We start from the raw sequence: 19949 nt of genomic DNA, 5'->3' as shown, positions 1-19949 counted from the left end.
CGGTCCCGGCGCCGAAGTGGCCACGACGTATCGCCGGGAGAGGGAGCACGGCACGGCGTCCGTCAGTGCCGCCGCGTCCTCCGCTCGGACCGGCACGTGGTGAGCAGAAGCGCGATGTCGTCGGGACGCTCCGCGGCGCGCCGGGCCTCCTCGGTGAGCCGGTTGGCAGTCCCGGCCAGCGAGGGGCCCCCGGTCCGGGTGTACGGGGCACCGGCCTGGGACAGGGCCGTACGCAGGTTCGCGATGCCCTCGTCGATGTCCCGGCCCGGCCTTTCGACCAGCCCGTCGGTGAACAGGGCCAGTACGGCGTCGGGCTCCAGGAGCAGGTCCGTCACCGGATACACGGCGCCCGGGTCCACTCCCAGCACCACCCCGCCCGGCAGATCCAGCACCTCCGTACGGCCGTCGGGGTGACGCAGCAGGGGCTGCGGGTGGCCGGCGCGGGCGGCCCTGGCCCGCCCCGTGCCCGGATCGAGCCGGATGTAGCAGCAACTGGCGAACTGTCCCGGATCGAGGTCGATGAGCAGCCGGTTCGTGCCGCTCATCACCTCGTCCGGGGGCTGGTCGCCGAGCGCGAACGCCCGGACCGCGCTGCGCAGCTGACCCATGGTGGCCGCCGCCTGGACACCGTGCCCCTGTACGTCGCCGATGACCAGCGCGAGCCCGTCACCCGCCTCCACGACGTCGTACCAGTCGCCGCCCACATCCATCCCCTGGGTGCCCGGCAGATACCGGCCCGCGGTCTCCACCAGCGGATGCGCGGGCAGGCGGTGCGGCAGCAGGGCCTCCTGGAGCCCCCGGGCGAGGGCGGCCTCGGTGTCGTAGCGCCGAGCGCGTTCCAGGGCCTGGGCGATCAGTCCGGCCAGGGCGGTCAGCACCGTGCGCTCCTCGGCGCTGAAGGCGCGCGTCCGGTCGAAGCCCAGGATGCAGGAGCCGACCGGCCGGCCGGAGGCGATCAGCGGCAGGAACGCGCGGGCGCCCTCCATGGCGTCCAGCGGGATGTCCGGATACGCGGCCGCCAGCTGCGACATCGACTCGAAGAAGAGGGGACGGCCGCTGGTGAGCGTATCGACCCCCGGCAGCCGGGTGTCGAGGCCGACGCCGTCGAACGGCGCGAGGAATCCCGCCGGGAAGCCGGTCTCCCACGCCAGGTGCAGATGCCGCTCCTGCAACAGGTAGATGGCCAGCCGACGGCCGCCGAAGGCGGGCAGCAGCTCGCGCATCACCACCTCGGACACCTGGCGGGCCGTCACCGCCTCGGTCAGCGCGATGGCGAGGACGATGGGGCGGTACTGCGCCGGGGCCGAGGTGATCCCGTCCGCGGATCCGTCTCCCGCGACCTCGTCGGCGGTGAGCTGCCTCGCGTCCATCGGGGCGGACTGCGCCGCGGAGGCCGCTCCGCCCACCGGCACCACCTCGCAGGCCAGAGTGTCCGGGCCCGGATGGACGGACAGCGCGAGCCACTCGTCCTCGTCCCGCGCCGACCGCCCGCTGCCCGGATCGCCGGACGGACGTCTGACCTGGAAGTGCACCGACCCCGGCGACAGCAGGGCACCGCGCAGATGATCCTCGTACCGGGGACGGTCCAGCCACGGCACGGCCTCCCACAGCGGCCGCCCGAGCAGCTCCGGGCGGGGCAGGCCCAGCAGTTCGGCGGCGCGCGGGTTGGCGTAGGTGACCGTCCCCAGCCGGTCGAGCGCGAAGACGCCCTCCGTGAGCAGGTCGGCCGCCTCGGCGGCGGCCGATCCCGGGCCGGGATCGATCACGAGACCGTTCACCCGGCGGGAGCGCGGCGCCAGACCCGCGGCGCCCGCGGCGGTCCAGAGCTCCAGCAGCCGCCGCCCGCCCGCCCCTCCACGCACCGACAGCGGTTCGGACGGGGGACGGCCGGTGGACGTCTCGCGCAGGGCGGCAAGCAGCCGCCCCGCGTCGTCCGGGGTCACCGCCGAGGCCAGCGCCTCCGGCGTTCCCGCGAAGTCCTCGGGGCCGGTGCCCAGCAGGTCCCACAGGGCGTCGTCCCCCGTCACCATGGCGTTCGCCGGATCCCAGGTGAAGCGTCCGAAGCGGGCCGGGCAGGTGCCGAGCGCCGGCGGCCGCACACACAGCGGCTCATGGTCCCAGGTCACCCCCGCGTCGTCCTCCAGCGACAGCAGGGCGGTCCCCAGCCCCTCCGCGACCGCCGTCATCCGGTCCCGGTCCAGCACCGCCTCCGGCGGGTCCGGGACCGACGGATGCAGCACCGTCAGGACCCCGAAACAGGTCGACGCGCCCACCACCGGGACGTACGCGGAGCCGAACTGGAACGGCAGGCCCGCGGCGAGCTGCGGATAGCGCCGCATCGTCTCGGTGGCGTCGGCGAGCAGCACGTCAATGCCGAGCCGGTGGGCGTCGGCGACCGGGAAGGGCCGGTCCACGTGAATACGCCACCAGGGGCGGAACAGCGGTCCCGGCAGTCCCGCGAGCACCGCCAGCTTGAGCAGCCCGGGCGTGCGCGAGCGCAGATACACGCCGCCCGCGTAACCGCCGATCGCCCGGATCGAGTCGGCCACGGCGCCGTGGAGCAGCGCGGTCAGCCGTTCCTGCGCCTGCTCCGTACGGTCGGCGCTCCCAGTCATCGGTCTGTCCTCGTCCGCGCAGCACCTGGTCGGTAACACAGCAAGAATGCGCTTCTCCGCCCCCACCGCGCACCTCGGCGTCCACCGGCGGCCCTCGGCGGTGACCTCCTAGGGCCGCCGGTAGAGGGTGATGGAGTGACCGACGTCGTCGACGGGCCTGCTGCCGGCGAGCAGCTCGGCGAGCCGGCCCTCCGCCTTGGCGGCGGCGGAGTCGGACACGACGAGCAGCCCGTGCACGGACGCCGGAGGCACCTTGCGCGGATCGGAGGCCCGGATCCCGTAGAAGGCGGGCACGCCGCTGCCCTTGTAGACCAGCCAGACCCGCTCGCCGGGATAGCGCGTGCGGAGCCGGTCGGCGAGCCGCCCCAGATCCTGGCCCCAGTCGACGTTCGAGTCGTGCAGCCGCAGCCGGGTCCCGGCGGGCCCGCCGAACGCCTCGTTCGAGTACGGCAGGTAGTACGGGTAGGTCAGCAGGGAGCTGACGGCGACGAACGCGGCCAGTGCCGCCGTCACCGGCTGTGACCACCGTCGGCGCCACACGGTCACCGAGGCCGCCGCGACGGCGAGGAACACCGGCAGGAAGATCGCGTAGCGGACGCCCAGGTCACGGGAGCCGAGCATGGCCGCGCCCAGCAGGACGGCCGGACAGACCAGCACGTACGGTGCCGCGGCGCGCAGCCGGGGGACGGCCACGAGCGACGCCGCACCGGCCGACCACAGGGCGAGCATGCCCAGCGGCGTCTTGATCAGCAGCGCCACGGGCAGGTAGTACCAGAGGGATCCGCGGTAGTGCCGGCCGAGCAGGAACCCCTCCCACGTGGCGTACTCGAAGCCGAACTGGATCCGCATGCCGTCCTGGTACGGCCGCGGGAACGGCAGCCGGCCCGCGATCAGCCCGCGCGTCCCGCGGACGTCCGGCACACCGGCCGGCGCCGTCCACCGCAGGCGTGGATCGACGGCGAGGTAGGCCGCCCACACCACGGCCACCGCGACCAGCGCCACCCCGGCCGCCGACGCGACGCCCACCCCCAGGCGCCGGGCCCGGCCGCGGGCACCGGACGCGCGGCCGCCCTGCGCCGCCCACACCGACCCGACGACCAGGCACAACACCACGGGCACCGCCGCGAGCACGCTCATCTTGGTCGCCAGAGCCGCGCCCAGCGCCACCGCGGCCGGGAGCAGGCACAGCCCGGGCCGGCGCCGCGCCCGCCACACCAGCCACACCGAGGTGAGCAGGAAGGCGGCCGCCGGAACGTCGAGCGTCGCCAGCGATCCGTGGGCGATCAGGTCGGGCGAGAACGCGTACAGGGCCAGTGCCACAAGACCGCCCCGGGGACCGGCCAGATCACGGGCGAAGGCGAAGACGACCAGCCCGCACAGCAGCGTCAGCACGATCACCGGCAGCCGCGCCCACAGCAGCAGCCGCCCGGGGTTGTTGCCCGACTCGTACAGCAGATGCCGTCCCAGCGCCGTCTGGCCGCCGGTGAAACCGGGGTCGAGATGCGGGCGGGCGAGCGCCAGACCCGATCCGATGAGGAGCTTGCCCAGCGGAGGATGCTCCGGGTTGTAGCGCAGGCTGTGCTGCTGCACGTAGACCACCGCCGTGCCCGCGTACACCGGCTCGTCGATCGTCGGCGTCTGCCGCACGGCCGTGGAGACCATCGCGAACGCCATCTCCGCGAGCAGGGCGAGCACGGCCAGCGGCAGCAGCCACCGCCGGTGGCGCCGCGGCCACCGGACCGTCCCGGCCGCGGGGGAGTCCGGTACGGGGGCGGGTGTCGTCCGCGCGCCGTCGCCGGGACCGAGCACGGCGGGTCCCGGGTTCATCGCCCGCGCACCCCGGTGAGCGTTCCGGTCACGTCGCCCCTTCCTCCGCCCGCAGGGGGTGACAGCCTCACGGCGTCATCTGCCCGCCCCTGGTACGCGGTTGTGCCCGGAACGGTTCAACCCCCGCCACCCGAGGGAGATGCCCGACGCGAATCACCACGACAGCGGGTGGCGGCGCCGGCCCTCTTCAGCCGGTGCCCGCGGTATGGAGCCGGTCGGTGGCGAATGGGTCCGGGCCCGGTGCTGTGCCCTCAGTCGATACTGGTGTCGGCGCCCTCTTCGGACCGGCCGTGGGGGGCAGTTGCCGCAGGCACGGCCGTCAGGGTCAGGACGGCGAGGTCGTCGCGCAGACGCCCGCCCCACCAGCGGTGCGCGTCGTCCATCAGGGCGGTGGCCATGTCCCGGGCGGGATGTGACGCGTCGCCCGGCGGCAGGGAGGTGACGATGGCAGCGAGGTCTTCCGGGGTCCGCTGGTCTGCGGCGCCGGCACCTTCGGTGAAGCCGTCGGTGTAGAGCACCAGAGTGTCGCCGTCCCGCAGTTCCACCTCGGTGACCGGCAGGTGTGGCGTGTCCAGTACACCCAGCAGGGTGCCCCGTGTCTCCAGCGGTGCGGTGTCGCCGTCTGTTCGGCGCAGGAGTGGTGAGGGGTGGCCGGCGCTGGCGATCCGGAGGCGGGCGGGCGTGTGGGCGGTGTCGATGACCACGTAGATGAGCGTGCAGAAAGGGGTGTTCTGGCGGCGGAGCGCGTTGTTGACCAGGTTCAGGACGTGCGCGGGGTCGCTGGTGTGCTGCGCGGCGGTCCACAGGGTGTGGCGGACCAGGCCGGTGATGGCGGCCGCGTCGGGTCCCTTTCCGCAAACGTCTCCCAGGACCAGGACATGGCGGCCGTCGGCGGCGGTGAAGGCGTCGTAGAAGTCACCGCCGATATGCAGGCCATGGCTGAAGGGGGTGTAGCGGGCGGCGAGGTCGAAGCCCGGCAGATCGGGCAGGCGTGGCGGGAGCAGGGGACGTTCGAGGGCACGGGTTGCCTCCCTCAGACGGTTGAGCAGACGGTCCTGCTGCGTGCCGACAGCTATCTGGTCGGCGATGTTCTCCAGGGTGGCCAGGACGGAGCCGGGCAGCGCCAGGCGCGTGGTCATCGACAGAACGCCGAGCAACTCTCCGCCGGAGACGAGAGGGAAACCGGCGAACGAGCTGCCGCTGCCCGAAGGCTGAGAGGGGTGCGGTGCCTGTCCACCAGGATCGGTTCGGGGCGGGATGTCGGTCAGGTGCGGGCGGCACGACGTGACGACCTGTTCAGCCAAGGCTCGCTGAGTCGTGTGACACGAGGAGGTGTCGGGGGACTCGGCGTCGTCCGCGGCACAATTGGCGTGTGCGAGTTCACCGCGGGTGTTCAGGGACCAGATGCAGACGCGGTCGGCCCCCAGGCGGTCGGTGGCGGCACGCACGCACCTGTGCAGGCGTTCGTTCAAAGGCCCTGGCGCTGTCATCGCGGCGGCGACTTCAGCGGTGAGCAGAGCGTGGACGGTGCGTTCGGCGAGTTTGCGCTGGGCGTGCAGGCGGTCGGTGACGTCCTCGGTGAGGATGAGGGTGCGGCTGCGTCCCTCGGCGTCCAGCACCTGCTGGACAGCCATGCGCAGGGCCTGAGAGGTGCCGTCGCCGCGGACGCGTTCGAAGACCGCGTCGGGTTCGGCGGCCCGGTGCTGCCCGGGGGCGGCCAGGTGATGGTGCAGCGCGGTGCGCTGGTCTTCCGGGAACAGGGCGCTCACGGGCCGGTGCAGCGCCTCCCGCTCGGTCAACTCCAGGACATCGGCGGCCCGGCGGTTCCAGGCGATCACCGCGTCACCGTCCAGCATGAGCACGCCGATCGGAGCCTGGGTCAGGAATCGTCCCAGCAACCGCTCCCCCAACTGCCGGTCGATCGACGCGCCCGAGGACAGCCGCTGTTGGGCCACGGCCTGCACCGCGGCATGCGCACGGCGGCGGGTGAGCTGCTGAAGCAGCTCGCTCACCACTCGAGGCATGCGCAGTGCCGTCTCCCCGCCCCGTACGCGGCGCACGACATCGTCGGAGAACAGAAGCGGAAGTACGGCGAGCTTGTCCTGCGTGGCGGGGACGGCCGTCACGGCGACCGCCAGGTCCGCGGGGTGCGGCCGCAAGGAGTGAACGACGCCGACAGGGGCCGTGACCGTCTCCCCGACGACAACCACAGTAGGCCGGCGCCGGCCGGGAGTTCCGCCGGTGTAGGCCAGCACGTCTTCGGCCGTGGTCTGGATGATCTCGGTCGTCGCGGCCAGTTCCGCGGTGATGGCGTTGACCGTCCGCTGCGGGACGTCGACGAGCAGCAGCAGGGGCAGACCGTGGTTCATCGTGTCAGCCCTCGAGGAGCGGTTCGTCGAGCAGGGCCCTGCCGGTCCATACCCGCAGCAGGTCGGTCCCCGGTGACATCACGTGCGCGGCGCGGGCGTCTCGGAGCAGACGGTGCAGGGGGGAGTGCTCGCCGTAGCCGATCCCGCCGACCAGTGTCAGTGCGTCGTTCACGGTGGCCTCGGCGGCCTCGGCCACTTCGGCCTTGGCGGAGGCCAGCCCCAGCAGAGCCTCGGGGCTGCCGATCTCCGCCTCGGCCGCGGCGTGGTAGATCAGCCGCCGGGTGCGTTCGACCCGGGCCCACATCGTGCCCAGTCGGTGCTGAGCGACCGGCTGCGCGGCGGGGGACCGGCCCACGCGCGTCCCGTTGCGCCGCAGCAGGTGGGCACGGGCCTCTTCCAGGGCCGCCGCAGCCACTCCCAGATAAGTGCCGGCCATGGCCATCAGGAAGTAGGGGGCGACGACGTTGAAGACATACCAGATCTCGTCGCCCTCTTCCCCCAGCAGGCACCAGTCGGCGATCTCGGCCCCATCCAGCTCCAGTCCGCGGGAGGAGTTGCCGCGCATGCCGAAACCCTGCCATGTCGGTCCCCACCCGAGTCCCGGAACGGCGGCGTCGACCACCGTGCAGGAGAACTGGCCCGGCGGCGTTCCCGGCCCGGCGGCCAGGGTCGAAACGACATAGGAGTCCGCGTGGCCGGCGTTGGTGACGAAGCTCTTCGCTCCGGTCAACCGCAGCCGGTCATCCCCGACACGCTCCATGCGGGTCTGCGGCAGCCAGAACTCCCCGCCCGTTCCCGGCTCCGACAAGGCCAGAGTCGTCAGGTGTTCACCGGCGGCGATCGGCTGCAGGTAGTGCTCCCGCTGCCGGCGGCTGGCCTTCGCAGCGATCACCGCTGAGCCGACGAGGTGCATACCGAAGCAGATCGACGTGGAGGCGCAGGCGCGTCCCGTCGCCTCACCGACCTTCGCCACCGCCAGCAGCCCGTGTCCCATTCCCCCGGACTCGGTCGGCACCACCAGCCCGCCCAGCCGGGACCGCAGTGCGGCCATACCCTTCTCCGGCCATCTCTGCTCCTGGTCCACTGCCGCAGCCTCCGGAGCGAGGACCTGCTCACCGATCTCCCGCGCCATGGACACCGCAGCCCCGAGTTCCACTCGCACCACCGCTGCACTCCGTTGCTTCAAGGCCCGGTCGACAGCGTCGACGGGCACGACAATCCTCCCTCGGCGCACTTCTGCCAGACGCCCATGCCCTCTCACTCTATGGCGTACTCGATCGTCACCCTGCGGGGCCACCGCTCTGCGGTACTCGGCCACCCACATCCGCACCGATCGCTCGCCTCCGCGGGTCAGCTCTCAGTGGGCGACGGCATGACCGGGCGGGCCGTATCCGTGCCGGGCAGGTCGCCGTCGATCAGGTAGCGGTTGACGGTGTCGTCGATGCACTTGTTCTGCGGGGCGAACAGTCCTGCGTAGACGGTGTGGCGGAAGGCCCCGCTCAGGGTGACCAGGCGGGAGCCGGCCAAGGCCCGGTGCGCGGCCCGCTGGCCCGGGTGGACGGCGGCCGGGTCGCCGGTGGCACCCACCATCAGGACCGGGACGCCGTTGTGGACCGCCGTGGCAGGCTCCGCCGGGGCGGGCGGCCAGAACGAGCAGGGGGTGACGTTGCGGGTCAGCGGTCCGAACACCGGCTCGTCGGCGCGGTGGGCCTGGATGTCCCGGTAGTAGACCTCAGGATCGCGGGACGTCGCGGCCCGGTCCGCCCCGCGATCCGCAGCGTCGCCGCAGGCGGCGCGGTGGTCACCCCCAGGGTCACCCGCCGCCTGCTGGAGAGCTTCGCCGACCGGCTTCCCGCCGACGGCGGCACCGAGATGGACGAGCGAGTGCAGCGGCTCACCGCCCGCGAGCGTGAAGTGCTCGTCCAGGTGGCCTGCGGCCTGTCGAACACCGAGATCGTCGGCTGTCTCCACCTCGCGGAAGCCACCGTGAAGACGCACCTGAGCCGGATCCTGATGAAGCTGGAACTACGCGATCGAATCCAGGCCGTCGTCTTCGCCTACGAGACCCGCCTCGTCCGCCCGGCGTGAGGGTTCTACTGGTCATTTCGGAATGAGAGCCGTCGGAAGAGTCCTGAAGGCGGTCTGCAGGCGTGGTCGGGCCCTCGCCCCCGTCGACCGGGTGTGTCCAGGGCCCGGCACGCGGAATGCGTACGGGGGCCCACCGGCGTGCGGCCCAGTGCACCGAGGAGGCCCTCGGTGCACTGGGCCGCCAGGGAAATTCCCGGGTGAGGCCCATGCCGTTGACGGCGGCTCATGGGTTCGGCGACCGCCGTGCCCGCACCGCCGTCGAGCCGCTATTCGGGGATGTTGATCTGGGCGGTGCTGGTCGTGTCGTAGACGATGCCGTTCTTCGTCGCGTGATGGGTGCAACTCACCGTGACAGTGCGGTATCCGCCGATGCCGTAGACGAAGTTCGACGCGAAGTGGACGTCGACGAGCGCCCCGTTGTTCTCGGAGTCGTATTCGGTCGTGTAACCGCCGAGAGCGTCGTACGCGTAGCACCGGACGTTGATGTAGTCGGCGTCCACCCGGCCGTTGCCGGAGTCGGCGAGCCGTGAGTAACCGCGGATCTTCACCCGGCGGCCTTGCCCGCTGGACTCGTATCCCTCGTTCTGGATGACACCCTGCAGGACGTACGTCGCCGGGGTTCCACCGCCACCACCACCGCCCCCCGTGTCGCCACCGCCGCCGCAATCGCTGTCGATGGGGCAGGGAGGGGTCACGGTGGCCTGCGCGGGAACGGCCGCCAGCCCCGTGCCCGCGAGGGCGGCCACCATGGCTAATCCTGCTAGCGCGCGTCGCACCACGTCATCTCCTGTCGAAAAGCTGGAAGAATCGGGCACCTGCCATGCGCAGGCCGTCCCACAAAGTACTGGATGGGAACGGGAGTTATCGCTGAAACGTGCGAATCGCGGCGACGGTGGCGGGCGGTCCCGCCGTGTCTCCCGGCCCCGCTCGGGGCGGATCACCGGAACACGTTGTCCGACTCCTCCCAGATCGAGGGGTCGCCCCGCATGTACTCCCGCGAAGTCCTCGAGGACGTCTGGTACATCGCGTCGATCTCGGCGGCGAAGCGGTGCACGATCGCGTCCCTGCGCAGCTTCATCGACGGCGTGAGCAGGCCGTTGGCCAGATCGAAGGGCTCGGGCAGGACGCGGAAGACGCGGATGGACTCCGAGCGGGACACCGTGCTGTTGGCCGCGGCGACGGCCCGCCTGACCTCCTCCCGCAGCTCGTTCTCCTCCCGCACCTCCCGGCCCGGCGTCTCCCCCTGGAGTGTGCGGGCGGTGCGCCAGTGCGCGAGGAAGGCGGGGTCCAGTGTGATCAGGGCACCCACGCAGGGCCGGTTGTCGCCCACGACCACCGCCTGATGAATCAACGGGTGGACGCGCAGCCGCTCTTCGAGCAGTGCGGGCGCCACGCTCTTGCCGCCGCTCGTGATGACGATGTCCTTCTTGCGGCCCGTGATGGTCAGATACCCCTCGGTGTCGAGGCGGCCGATGTCCCCGGTCGCCAGCCAGTCGTCGAGGAACGAGGCGGCCGTGGCCCCCGGGTCGTTGACGTATCCCCGGAACACCGACGGTCCCCGGACGAAGATCTCCCCGTCGTCGGCGACATGGATGTCGGTGCCCGGCAGCGGGCGGCCCACGGTGCCGAGCTTCTCCCGGCCCACGGGCTGTGCCGTGACCCCGCCGCTGGTCTCCGTGAGGCCGTACCCGTCGTGGACGAGGATCCCGATTCCCGCGTAGAACAGGGCGAGTTCACGGTTGAGGGGGGAGCCCCCGGAGACGGCGCCGCACACCCGGCCGCCGAGCGCGGCGCGCAGCTTGCGGTACACGGTCTTCTCGTAGAAGGCGTGTTGCAGCCGAAGATCGAAGCCCGGCGCGGGACCGGTGCCGAGCCGGTGCCGTTCGGTGACCGTCGCGAAGTCCGCCGCCGTACGGGCCGCCCGCTCGAACAGCGCGCCGTGGCCGGCCTGTTGCGCGGTCCGCAGGAAGTTCTTGTAGATCTTCTCGAAGACGAACGGGACGGCGTACAGGTACGTGGGCCGGAAGGAGCGCAGTGCCGCGGAGAGCGCGTCCTCGCTCAGGTCGGGTTCATGACCCAGCAGCAACCCGCCGCGTATGCACAGCCCTTGGATCATGAGGCCGTACACGTGGGAGAAGGGCAGGAAGGCGAGGACGGCCGGCTGTTCCCCGGCAGGCGCCGCGGTGTGGCCCCAGCCCGCGAGCAGGGTGTCGCAGGGGCTCGCAAGGCCCCGGTGGGACAGCGCGCATCCCTTCGGCTGCCCCGTGGTGCCGGAGGTGTAGGCGATGACCGCGGTGGAGTCGGGCGGCACGATCCGCCGCAGCGAGTCCACCGCCATCGGGGGAATGGCACGTCCCCGTTCGACCAGGTCCGCCACCGCCCCGCCGTCCAACTGCCATACGTGGCGCAGCCGGGGCAGTGCGGCGCACGCCGAGCCGACCGTCATGACGCCGCTCTCGTCCTCGACCACCACGGCGACGCACTGTGCGTCCTTGAGGATCCACGCGACCTGGTCGTGCGAGGAGGTGGGGTAGATCGGCACAATCTCGGCGCCAAGACACCACAGGGCGTGGCTGAACACGGTCCACTCGTACCGCGTGCGCGCCATGATGGCCACGCGGTTGCCGGGGGAGATGCCGGAGGCGATGAGTCCCCTGGCCAGGTCGACGACCTCGTCCCGCAGCCGCGCCGCGGTCACCGGCGTCCAGGACGCGGCGGAACCGTCCGCGCGACGCGCGACCTGACGGAGGCCGGGGGTACGGAGCGCCGTGTCGAAAAGACTGTCGGCCAGTCCTCCCTGCACGGGGGCCGTGACCACGGGAGGAAGATCGAACTGGTGCATGCGCCGCTCCGCAATTCTCCGCGACGTGACCTCACCGAGAGGCGCTGGGTCGAGGATCTCGAATGTAGCCCACGGCGACGACCACTGCGCGGGTAATCACCGACCGGTCCGCGATCCGGCTCCGGTCGCCTTCCGTCAGCCTGCCCCGCCGTTCAGGGCGTTGCGCAGGGAGGCCTTCAGATTCGCCACGAACGTTTCCCGGGTCCGGTCGTCGCAAAGGTCCAGGGAGAGGTACGGGTTGAGGTCCTCCAGCTCGACCAGGAGGAGTTCACCCCCCGGGGCACGGCAGGCGTCGACGCGCTGGATGCCGTGGCCGACGGTGTTCCACGCGATGAAGAGGCGGGCGAACTCCAGGTCGGCGGGGGAGGGTTCGTACCGCTCCAGGGCCCAGCGCCGGTCGGGGCGGGGCGCGTACAGGGCGTACTGGAAGGCGTCGTCGATGAAGTAGAAGGACACCTCGTACCGGAAGGGGATGCGCGGCTGGACGAGGACGCCGTCGGCGGCGAGGTCCGCCAGCCGGTCGCGGGGCACGAAGCGCAGGCCGATGGAGTCCGCGCCGGCCTTCGGCTTGACGACGTACTCGTCGGCCTCGGGAAGCCGGTCCAGGTCCCGGGGACGGTCGACGGTGGGGATGACGGGAAGGCCCTGTGCGCTCAGGTCCAGCAGGTACTGCTTGCCGGCCATGTCGGCCCGGCCCGTCAGCTGGTTGTACACGAGCGTGCCGCGCTCGACGGCCGCGGCGCGGAAGGCCTCGTACGCCGCGGGGTAGTGCAGCACCGGCCCGCTGTTGCGGACGACGACCACGTCGAAGTCGTCCATCAGCGCGGCCGCGTCGAGAGGGTGGCACAGGGCCACGGTGAAGTCCTCACGCAGCCGGGAGGTGAGGAAGATGTCCTCGTCGCAGTACCTGCGCCCGCTCGCCCGGTAGGCGAGGTCGGTGACGTACAGGACGCGGGGCGGGTCGGTCGGCATGTCTCTCCTGACGAACAAGGGCGCCCCCGCACGCTATCCCGGCCCCCGCGCGCGGCGGGAGACGGGTGGTCGGTGCCGTGGAGGACCGTCTCCGGTCCGGCCGGTACTGGTCCCTCCGATTCGGCTTTCGGGGGGAACGGATCCCGATTCCGTGGCCGTCCGGGTTTGGAGCCGCATTCCGTGGTCAGCCGTAGTGACAGATCGCATTGTCGAGCAACAAGGATGTGAGCTGACGTGTCGGAGAACCAGAAGGCCGAAGCCAAGACCGAGCAGGCCAAGGGCAAGGCCAAGGAAGCCGTTGGACGCACGGTCGGCAACGAGCGTCTGGTCGCCGAGGGCAAGGCGGACCAGACCAAGGGCGACGCCCGTGAGGCCAAGGAAAAGGCCAAGGACGCCTTCCGGCACTAAGGATCGGTGAATCCGCCGGGCCCGCCGCACGTTTCTGTGGCGGGCCCGCCTTTTCGGGGGACGGGTGGCCCGGAACCGCTGCCCGGCGAATTCCGCACGTGAGCGTTTGCAAGCGGCCCGATCGCGTGAATGAGTCACCCGGGCGAGACCGCATGAGCAGGATCGCATAAACAAGATCTATTGCGCCGGGATCACGCAGGCGAGAGCCCGCAAGGCACGGTCATCGGAAGTTCGGCACGACGAGCAAGAGATCCACACGACGAGGGTTGAGGAGCGAAGGATGTGCGGGGAACACAGGACGCACACCACCGACACGGCGATCGCGGCGGACCGGCCGCGCTCGGCCGGGCCGAACAGTCCGGCCGAGGCGCGCCAGGCGGTCAGAGACGCTCTCGAAGGACGATTCCAGGGCCGTGACCCCCGCGGCGACGACGACGCGGTGGGCGACGCACTGCTCGTGGCCTCGGAACTCACCACCAACGCGATCCTGCACGGCGGAGGTGTCACCGACTTCGAGGTGACGCTGGTGGACCGCGCGGTACGGCTCTCGGTGAGCGACCGCAGCGACGAGGTACCCCGCGCCAGGAGCCGGGTCGACGACCGCGGGCGTATGCGGGTCGGCGGCCACGGATGGCCGATCATCTGCCGCCTCGCGCGCGACGTCGTGGTCTCCAATTTGCATCCCGTCGGCAAGCGCATCACCGCAGTGGTGCCGCTCGCGTTCGCCTGAGGCGCGTTTCTCGCCCTGGCCCGAACCGGTCTGACATATGCGCCGCCGTGCACGGCGGCCGCACAACTCCTGCGGGCACGGCTGCGATTCGGCAGCCGTGCCCGCAGTGACGAGGAAATCCGGACCTGTTCCGCTCGGCGCGCGATACGCGTGACAGCGCGGCGAGCCACGTCGCTCACGCCCCGGGGGTATGCACGGCGCGGCCGAGTTGCGCGGCGCGGCAGCCCGTGCGGCACGTACCGGCACCGCCGAAAGTCACCCCGCGATCCCTCTATTCGCGTCGGTTCCCAGCTCGGGAGACCATTTCGCTGAAGGTGCGAACACGCTTGTTTGATCGCAGGATGGCAGGGCAACCGAATTTCGTGCTTCGGACCGGAGGCGCGCCAGCGGGAGTGGTCTGCCGCCTCGGCCGTCCCTCGGGGACCGGCGGCGCCGACTCCCGCGGTCATCACCAGACAGCACCGTGGAGGAGCGATACCGCATGCTCACCGATGTATCCACCTGCCGACCCGCCGACGCCCCCGGCAAGTCTGCCGCCAAGCGGCCGCACGACGATGCCCCGGACACCGCGTCGGCCTTCGCCCGGCTGGCCGAGTCGAGCGACGGGCACGAGCGCGACACCATCCGCGACGAACTGGTCGAGGCGTGGCTGCCGATGGCACACCGCATCGCGGGACGCTTCCGCGACCGGGGCGAGTCCATCGAGGACCTGCGGCAGGTCGCGGCCCTCGGCCTGGTCAAGGCCGTCGACCGTTTCGATCCCTCCCGGGGCGCCTTCGAGAGCTACGCCGTCCCCACCATCACCGGTGAGATCAAGCGTCACTTCCGCGACCGCATGTGGGCCCTGCGGGTGCCGCGCCGGGTCCAGGAACTGCGGAACAAGGTGCGGGTCGCCCGCCGCGAACTCACCCAGAGCCCCGGTTCCCCGGAGCCGTCGATCGCGGAGATCGCGGCGCACTGCGGCCTGACGGAGGAAGAGGCCGCCGACGGCATGGAGGCCCTGGAGAGCTTCAGCACGCTCTCCCTCGACGCCGAGCTGCCCTCCGGCGACGACGGTTACAGCCTGGTTGACACGCTCGGCGCCGCCGACTCCTCCTTCGACACGGTGGTGGACCGCGAGGCCGCGAAGAAGGGGCTGAGCCGCCTGCCCGAGCGGGAACGCGCCATCCTGTACATGCGCTTCTTCGAGGACATGACCCAGAACCGCATCGCCGACCGGCTCGGTATCTCGCAGATGCACGTCTCCCGGCTCATCAGCAGCAGTTGCGCCCGGGTACGCGCCGAGGCGCTCGCGGACGAGACGCACCGCCCCGGTTCCGCGGCACCGGGCGGCACCGCCTGACCCGCACCCCCCGCCACCGCAGCGGAGGGGCCGCACTGCTTGACCTGCGCCGCCCCTCCGCACGTGCGCTCCCGCTCCACCCGCCCGGCCCGGCCGGTTTCGACGCCCTGTGACCAAGGAGTACGACCATGCTGATGCCCCACCCCGAGACGCTGCGCAGGCTCGTGGAGGAGTACGAGGCGCTTGCCGGCCAGGCGGCGGACACCACGGGAAAGCCGCCTCAGCGCGCCCAGGACCTGGCCTACACGCTCTGCGTGTCGACCGGCACCCGTGAGGTGCGCCTGGCGCTCGCCGCGGCCCGTCGGCAGCTGGCCGCCGCGGCGCCGGTGCCGCCCCACCCGCAGGGCACCCTCGGCCCGGCGACGGTCGGCCGCCGGGTCATCACGAACGGCAGCCTCGGCATCGGTGCCCCGGACGTCGTGACCCCGGCCCTGAGCGACTGATCCGCAGCGGCGAGCGCACAGACGACTGGCCGGCCACCCCCTCGGGGTGTGGCCGGCCAGTCGTCTGTCGTCCGTGTGCCCCGACGGGGAGGCCGCCGGGGCGCGCCGGTCAGCTCTTGACGATGCTGCGGACGTTCTCGACGGAGCCGCAGTCCGCCTTCAGATGGCGCTCGCGCTCCTCGAGGAAGGCCGCGCCGAGTTCCTCCCGGCGTTCCATGGCGACGTTCTCACGCGCGCCGTTGAGGATGGTCCGCTCCTCCTCGTCGGCGTGGTGCGTGATGGCCTCGACGAGTTCCTCCAGCTTCTCGTCCCACTCGTCGGAGCCGACCTCGTCGACCTCGAGAAGAGCGAGCAGCGCCTCGTTGCCCTCCTCGTGTTCCGACTCACCGTGCTCGACTTCCTCGTCGTCGATGCCCTTGTAGCGCTTGAGGGCGGGATAGACCTTGCTCTCCTCGGCCTGGGCGTGGGCGATCAGCAGGGCGGAGAATTCCTTGAGTGCGGCCGCCCGGTCGGCCTCGACGCTGCGCATGGCACGGAAGAGATCCTCCATCTTCCGGTGATCCTGGAGAATGAGTTCGACGACGTCCTGTGTAGCAGCCACGGCGTGACACGCCTTTCCTCGATGAGATCGGTCCTTCCACGCGCCTACCCAGGTCCGCCCGGACCATCACGGTGAAAATGCGGCGTGTGGATGAAAAGTCGATCCGCCGGGGCGGCCGTCCCGCAGCAGGAAAGAAGGGAACGTGGCGAGTGCGGATCCGGCCGAGTCGCGCGTTCAACGCCGCCGACGGGGCACTGGACCACGAGCGCCCGCTTTCGACGGGCGCGGCGACCGGCCCCATCCGGCCGGCCGACCGGAGTATCGAGAGGAGTACAGGGTGAACGACTCCCTGTGGAACTACGGGCCCAGCAGCGGCCACACGCCCGACGACGATCTGACGGGTTACGGGGTCGAGGCGGAGGACGGGCACATCGGCAAGGTCGACAAGTACTCGAACGAGGTCGTCGCGCAGTACATCGTGGTCGACACCGGTGTGTGGATCTTCGGCAAGCAGGTGATGCTGCCCGCCGGCACCGTCAAGGACATCGACCACGAGGCCCGGAAGATCTTCGTGGCCCGGACCAAGGACGAGATCAAGGCGTCTCCCGAGTTCGACAAGGAGAAGCACCTCGGGGACCCGGCCTACCGGGACCAGCTGGGCGGCCACTACGGCTCCGGTCACTGAGAGCGTCGCCGAGGGCCCGCCGTCCCGCGTCTCGCAGCCGGCGGGCGGCCGGCCCCGTGCCCTCGGCGGTCAGGCGGTGAGGGCGTGCTGCGGAGCACCCGTCACGGACGGCGTGCTCCGCCCGGCGACCCGCACCGGGTACGTGGCCCTCGGCTCCGGGACCCGCACCGGGCCGGCGGTCCTCGACTCGGCGACCCGTACCGGGTACGTGGTCTTCGACGGGTCCACCACGGGCTCCCCGAGCACCAGCCGGCCCGCCGCGTGCAGCGCGTCGCACTCGTCCGTGGGCAGCGCCACGTAACAGCCCCCGCGCCGGGCCGCCGAGGAGACGGGCTGCCAGTACCCGTACCGGCGGCGCCCGTTGGCGTGCACGGTGAGACAGACGGAGATCCGCTGTTCCGTGATCAGACGCAGCACCTCGGCACCGCCCGCACTGACGGGCGTGTGAGGGCGGGGGACGGACCGGAGCATCCTCACCGGCCCCTGGTCGCGGCCCGCGGACCCGGCAGCACGGTGGAGAGGGAGCGTCATGTGCAGGCAGCCTTTCGACGGACGTGGTTCGATCCCGTACCGCCGAAGCGGTGCGTTCTCGCTGCCCGGCATTGTTGCGGAGGCCACTGACAACGCGGGCAGGGCAGGGCTGCGGAAACTCTGCCTGTCAGCCGGATGCTCACTTTCGCGGCTTCCACACCTGGTCGGGCCGACCTGTACACGACATCCGTGCGACCGGCCGATCACCACGGCAGGAAGGCGTGCACGTCCTTGCCCTCGGCGCGCACGACCACGCTGACCTGGTCGGAAAGCGCGTGGACGAGGTGCCAGCCGATCCCTCCGCCACCGCGCTGGGGGTGGAAGGGCCGGGGCGCGGGCACCGTGGTGCTGCTGTCCCGCACGGTGACATGCACCCCGTCGAACGTGCGCCGCAACTGGAGTTCGAAGGGTCCGGGCGCGTACTGGATCGAATTGGCCGCCAGCTCCGTCACGACGAGGAGGATGTCGTCCCAGTGCTCGGGGGCGCGGGGCGGTGCCACTCGCGCGAGCACGCTCAGGAAGCCCTCCGCCGTCAGGCGCGCATCGGTCACATCGCGCAGCCGGCCGTCGAAGGAGCTGGTGAGCGTCTCGATCTGCTCGCGTGACAGGTTCTTGTCCCCACTCGGATTGCTTGCCATGTCGCCTTCCCGGACATCGCCCCCGGGATGCCTGCTTTTCCCGCCACGGCCTGCGGGCCGCCCTGACGGACCGGCGGCCGCGGGTCGCGCGCCTGGTGACCGGTGAGCCATGAGGCGGGCGTCCCGCCCGTTGCCGAGTGCCGTCGGTACGGCGGCACCCACGCGGGGCTCCCTGTCAGGCCGCTTCCTGCCGGGCCCGGCGGACCGCCCTCCGCCGCCTCAGCGCACGGCGTTCGTCCTCACTCGTGCCGCCCCAGACGCCCTGCGTCTGCCCGGCCTCCAGCGCCCACTCCAGGCACTCCTCCCGCACGGGGCAGCCCTGGCAGACGGCCTTCGCCTCGTGGATCTGCAGCAGCGCAGGTCCTGTGTTGCCGATGGGGAAGAACAGATCGGGGTCGGCGGTACGGCATGCTGCGGACTCGCGCCAGTTGTCCATGAGGGCCTCCAGCCATCGCGGTCGTACGGGGGTCGGCGGTGAGCTTCGGTTGTCGTCCGGGTCACCCGTGATCGCCCATGTGAAACGGCCGGAGGGCTGCGGGTTCCGCGTCTCCGGGCCTCGGAGCGTCCCGAATTCTGCTCGCCGACGACTCCGGGACACCGCCGCAGCGACGCCGCACGGCGGCCCGGCCGGGTGCGGGAGGGCCGGTCACGGCACGGCGCGGGGCAGAGCCGATGGTGGCAAGATGGAACCGCCAGGTGAGCACCGGCCGGTTGCGGTTCAGCGAGTAGGCAGGTGGACATGTCGCAGGAGTCCGGCGAGGTCTGGGAGCGGTTCGCCGTCGGTCTGGCGGACATGGCGCGCGACCTGCTGGCCCAGGACTCGGTCCAGGACACGCTGGACCGGGTGGTCGAGCACGCCACCGTGCTGATCCGGGGATGCGACGAGGCCGGCATCCTCACCGTGCGCCGCGGCGAGGTCCACGCGCTGGCCGCCACCGACGACGTGGTCCGCCTCGCCGACCGCATCCAGGAGGAGCTGCGCGAGGGACCCTGCTTCGACGCCGTCGCCGACCGTCAGCAGGTGTACGCCATCGAGGATCTGCGCCAGCCGCACGAGCGCTGGTCGCGCTTCGCCCCCCAGCTCAGGAAGCTGGGCATGGGCAGCATGATGGGGTTCCTGCTCTTCACCGAGGACGACTCGCTCGGCGCGCTCAACGTGTACTCGCGGCAGCCGCACACCTTCGACGAGACGGCGCAGCGCGCCGGCTGGATCCTCGCCTCCCACGCGGCGGTGGCGTTCTCGGCGTCCCGCACGCACGCGCAGCTCAGCCACGCACTGGAGACGCGGCACGAGATCGGGGAGGCCATGGGCATCCTCATGGGCCGCCACGGACTGAGCGAGGACACGGCGTTCAAGGTCCTGAAGAAGGCCTCGCAGGATCACAACATCAAACTCCGCGAGGTCGCCCGGCAGATCTGCGAGACCGGTGACCGACCTGACAACCCGTTGGAATAGGGCGGCATTCGGCGGGCATTCGAACGGTCGGGAAACGAAGGAGCGCCCGGAATTCGGAGGGTGCTCTCGTCAACTGCACCGACAGTGGGAGAATCTGATGACGAGTTATGGCAGCTCCTCTGCCGCGTCCTCCGGATCGCGCACCAACGGTCTGGCCATCGCGAGCCTTGTCTGCGGAATCGTGGGAATCTTCTTCCTCAACGTGGTTCTCGGTCCCCTCGCCATCGTTTTCGGTGTGATCGGAATGCGTCAGGCCGGAGTCAAGGGCGGCGGCGGAATGGCGAAGGCCGGTGTCGTGCTGGGAATCGTCGACCTGGTCATCTTTGCCGTTCTGCTGACGCTCGCCGCGTCCAATGGCGGTTTCACCTGGTACGTCGGCAGCTGACCGGCGTACCGCGCAGTCGTCGAGGGGCCCCACCGGACCGACCCGGTGGGGCCCCTCTCGTCCGCGCGCTCCTGCCC

At 71.4% G+C, this 19949-nt stretch carries 19 protein-coding genes and 1 pseudogene; 8 read left to right on the top strand and 12 right to left on the bottom strand.

From position 1 onward, the window contains the following. Positions 1 to 62 precede the first annotated feature (62 nt). From ACFYP4_RS09940 to ACFYP4_RS09920, 5 genes are all read right to left on the bottom strand, one after another. Positions 63 to 2615, bottom strand: a complete 2553-nt coding sequence (locus ACFYP4_RS09940) for a SpoIIE family protein phosphatase (RefSeq protein ID WP_388784427.1) — start codon at positions 2613 to 2615, stop codon at positions 63 to 65. Between the two features lie 108 nt (positions 2616 to 2723). After that, positions 2724 to 4442 carry an ArnT family glycosyltransferase gene (locus ACFYP4_RS09935; RefSeq protein WP_388784424.1) on the bottom strand — a complete coding sequence of 573 codons (1719 nt, stop codon included), beginning with the start codon at positions 4440 to 4442 and terminating at the stop codon, positions 2724 to 2726. Between the two features lie 251 nt (positions 4443 to 4693). Then, positions 4694 to 6811, bottom strand: a complete 2118-nt coding sequence (locus tag ACFYP4_RS09930; RefSeq protein WP_388784421.1) for a SpoIIE family protein phosphatase — start codon at positions 6809 to 6811, stop codon at positions 4694 to 4696. Positions 6812 to 6815: 4 nt separating this feature from the next. Then, a complete protein-coding gene (locus ACFYP4_RS09925; protein WP_388784419.1) occupies positions 6816 to 7976 on the bottom strand; it encodes an acyl-CoA dehydrogenase family protein in 1161 nt (386 codons plus the stop codon). 185 nt (positions 7977 to 8161) lie between these two features. After that, positions 8162 to 8500, bottom strand: coding sequence for an alpha/beta hydrolase (locus tag ACFYP4_RS09920; protein ID WP_388784417.1), 339 nt, complete (start codon positions 8498 to 8500; stop codon positions 8162 to 8164). A gap of 78 nt (positions 8501 to 8578) precedes the next feature. On the opposite strand from ACFYP4_RS09920, the pseudogene ACFYP4_RS09915 reads away from it, so the two are divergent. After that, positions 8579 to 8899: pseudogene (locus tag ACFYP4_RS09915) on the top strand (response regulator transcription factor); the annotation flags it as partial. A 266-nt stretch (positions 8900 to 9165) separates the two neighbouring features. Here ACFYP4_RS09915 and ACFYP4_RS09910 read toward each other — a convergent pair. The 3 genes from ACFYP4_RS09910 to ACFYP4_RS09900 all read right to left on the bottom strand — a co-directional run bounded on the left by ACFYP4_RS09910 (position 9166) and on the right by ACFYP4_RS09900 (position 12713). Beyond that, positions 9166 to 9648 carry a hypothetical protein gene (locus ACFYP4_RS09910; protein ID WP_388784415.1) on the bottom strand — a complete coding sequence of 161 codons (483 nt, stop codon included), beginning with the start codon at positions 9646 to 9648 and terminating at the stop codon, positions 9166 to 9168. A gap of 188 nt (positions 9649 to 9836) precedes the next feature. Continuing rightward, positions 9837 to 11741: an AMP-dependent synthetase/ligase gene (locus tag ACFYP4_RS09905; protein ID WP_358853294.1), complete on the bottom strand. Its 1905-nt coding sequence runs from the start codon at positions 11739 to 11741 to the stop codon at positions 9837 to 9839. Positions 11742 to 11876: 135 nt separating this feature from the next. Further along, the gene (locus tag ACFYP4_RS09900; protein ID WP_358853293.1) at positions 11877 to 12713 is read right to left on the bottom strand and encodes a hypothetical protein; all 837 of its coding nucleotides are present in this window, start codon (positions 12711 to 12713) and stop codon (positions 11877 to 11879) included. 234 nt (positions 12714 to 12947) lie between these two features. Between ACFYP4_RS09900 and ACFYP4_RS09895 the strand changes: the two genes are divergently transcribed. The 4 genes from ACFYP4_RS09895 (at position 12948) to ACFYP4_RS09880 (ending at position 15636) form a co-directional block, all read left to right on the top strand. Further along, positions 12948 to 13121: a CsbD family protein gene (locus ACFYP4_RS09895; RefSeq protein WP_358853292.1), complete on the top strand. Its 174-nt coding sequence runs from the start codon at positions 12948 to 12950 to the stop codon at positions 13119 to 13121. Positions 13122 to 13401: 280 nt separating this feature from the next. Then, the gene (locus ACFYP4_RS09890; RefSeq protein ID WP_358853291.1) at positions 13402 to 13851 is read left to right on the top strand and encodes an ATP-binding protein; all 450 of its coding nucleotides are present in this window, start codon (positions 13402 to 13404) and stop codon (positions 13849 to 13851) included. 481 nt (positions 13852 to 14332) lie between these two features. Next, complete coding sequence (locus tag ACFYP4_RS09885) at positions 14333 to 15193, top strand: RNA polymerase sigma factor SigF (RefSeq protein WP_358853290.1); 861 nt, start codon at positions 14333 to 14335, stop codon at positions 15191 to 15193. Between the two features lie 128 nt (positions 15194 to 15321). Then, positions 15322 to 15636, top strand: coding sequence for a DUF5133 domain-containing protein (locus ACFYP4_RS09880; protein WP_388784412.1), 315 nt, complete (start codon positions 15322 to 15324; stop codon positions 15634 to 15636). Positions 15637 to 15745: 109 nt separating this feature from the next. On the opposite strand, the gene ACFYP4_RS09875 is transcribed toward ACFYP4_RS09880, so the two are convergent. Beyond that, the gene (locus tag ACFYP4_RS09875; protein WP_358853288.1) at positions 15746 to 16237 is read right to left on the bottom strand and encodes a hemerythrin domain-containing protein; all 492 of its coding nucleotides are present in this window, start codon (positions 16235 to 16237) and stop codon (positions 15746 to 15748) included. A gap of 277 nt (positions 16238 to 16514) precedes the next feature. Between ACFYP4_RS09875 and ACFYP4_RS09870 the strand changes: the two genes are divergently transcribed. Further along, entirely contained in the window at positions 16515 to 16862 is a 348-nt protein-coding gene (locus tag ACFYP4_RS09870; RefSeq protein WP_358853287.1) for a PRC-barrel domain containing protein, read from the top strand. A 69-nt stretch (positions 16863 to 16931) separates the two neighbouring features. Here ACFYP4_RS09870 and ACFYP4_RS09865 read toward each other — a convergent pair whose 3' ends face one another. From ACFYP4_RS09865 to ACFYP4_RS09855, 3 genes are all read right to left on the bottom strand, one after another. Beyond that, a complete protein-coding gene (locus ACFYP4_RS09865; RefSeq protein WP_358853286.1) occupies positions 16932 to 17279 on the bottom strand; it encodes a hypothetical protein in 348 nt (115 codons plus the stop codon). A 317-nt stretch (positions 17280 to 17596) separates the two neighbouring features. Continuing rightward, complete coding sequence (locus tag ACFYP4_RS09860; RefSeq protein ID WP_358853285.1) at positions 17597 to 18031, bottom strand: ATP-binding protein; 435 nt, start codon at positions 18029 to 18031, stop codon at positions 17597 to 17599. Between the two features lie 175 nt (positions 18032 to 18206). After that, on the bottom strand, positions 18207 to 18467 hold the full coding sequence (locus tag ACFYP4_RS09855) for a WhiB family transcriptional regulator (protein WP_358853284.1): 261 nt from the start codon (positions 18465 to 18467) through the stop codon (positions 18207 to 18209). A 303-nt stretch (positions 18468 to 18770) separates the two neighbouring features. On the opposite strand from ACFYP4_RS09855, the gene ACFYP4_RS09850 reads away from it, so the two are divergent. Both ACFYP4_RS09850 and ACFYP4_RS09845 read left to right on the top strand, forming a co-directional pair. Beyond that, complete coding sequence (locus ACFYP4_RS09850; protein WP_358853283.1) at positions 18771 to 19487, top strand: GAF and ANTAR domain-containing protein; 717 nt, start codon at positions 18771 to 18773, stop codon at positions 19485 to 19487. A 97-nt stretch (positions 19488 to 19584) separates the two neighbouring features. Beyond that, the gene (locus ACFYP4_RS09845) at positions 19585 to 19872 is read left to right on the top strand and encodes a DUF4190 domain-containing protein (RefSeq protein WP_358853282.1); all 288 of its coding nucleotides are present in this window, start codon (positions 19585 to 19587) and stop codon (positions 19870 to 19872) included. The last annotated feature ends 77 nt before the right edge of the window (positions 19873 to 19949 follow it).

The organism is Streptomyces sp. NPDC005551 (genome assembly GCF_042871785.1).
GTDB lineage: Bacteria > Actinomycetota > Actinomycetes > Streptomycetales > Streptomycetaceae > Streptomyces.
Note: the sequence above shows the minus strand (reverse complement) of the source record. Positions and strands in the feature narration are given on the sequence as shown.

Excerpts from the sequence above, each read along its gene's own strand:
- ACFYP4_RS09845 (WP_358853282.1), top strand. The coding sequence starts at position 19,585 with ATGACGAGTTATGGCAGCTCCTCTGCCGCGTCCTCCGGATCGCGCACC.
- ACFYP4_RS09855 (WP_358853284.1), bottom strand. The coding sequence starts at position 18,467 with ATGGACAACTGGCGCGAGTCCGCAGCATGCCGTACCGCCGACCCCGAT.
- ACFYP4_RS09905 (WP_358853294.1), bottom strand. The coding sequence starts at position 11,741 with ATGCACCAGTTCGATCTTCCTCCCGTGGTCACGGCCCCCGTGCAGGGA.
- ACFYP4_RS09880 (WP_388784412.1), top strand. The coding sequence starts at position 15,322 with ATGCTGATGCCCCACCCCGAGACGCTGCGCAGGCTCGTGGAGGAGTAC.
- ACFYP4_RS09935 (WP_388784424.1), bottom strand. The coding sequence starts at position 4,442 with ATGAACCCGGGACCCGCCGTGCTCGGTCCCGGCGACGGCGCGCGGACG.
- ACFYP4_RS09930 (WP_388784421.1), bottom strand. The coding sequence starts at position 6,811 with ATGAACCACGGTCTGCCCCTGCTGCTGCTCGTCGACGTCCCGCAGCGG.
- ACFYP4_RS09890 (WP_358853291.1), top strand. The coding sequence starts at position 13,402 with ATGTGCGGGGAACACAGGACGCACACCACCGACACGGCGATCGCGGCG.
- ACFYP4_RS09910 (WP_388784415.1), bottom strand. The coding sequence starts at position 9,648 with ATGGTGGCCGCCCTCGCGGGCACGGGGCTGGCGGCCGTTCCCGCGCAG.
- ACFYP4_RS09885 (WP_358853290.1), top strand. The coding sequence starts at position 14,333 with ATGCTCACCGATGTATCCACCTGCCGACCCGCCGACGCCCCCGGCAAG.
- ACFYP4_RS09860 (WP_358853285.1), bottom strand. The coding sequence starts at position 18,031 with ATGGCAAGCAATCCGAGTGGGGACAAGAACCTGTCACGCGAGCAGATC.
- ACFYP4_RS09850 (WP_358853283.1), top strand. The coding sequence starts at position 18,771 with ATGTCGCAGGAGTCCGGCGAGGTCTGGGAGCGGTTCGCCGTCGGTCTG.
- ACFYP4_RS09940 (WP_388784427.1), bottom strand. The coding sequence starts at position 2,615 with ATGACTGGGAGCGCCGACCGTACGGAGCAGGCGCAGGAACGGCTGACC.
- ACFYP4_RS09900 (WP_358853293.1), bottom strand. The coding sequence starts at position 12,713 with ATGCCGACCGACCCGCCCCGCGTCCTGTACGTCACCGACCTCGCCTAC.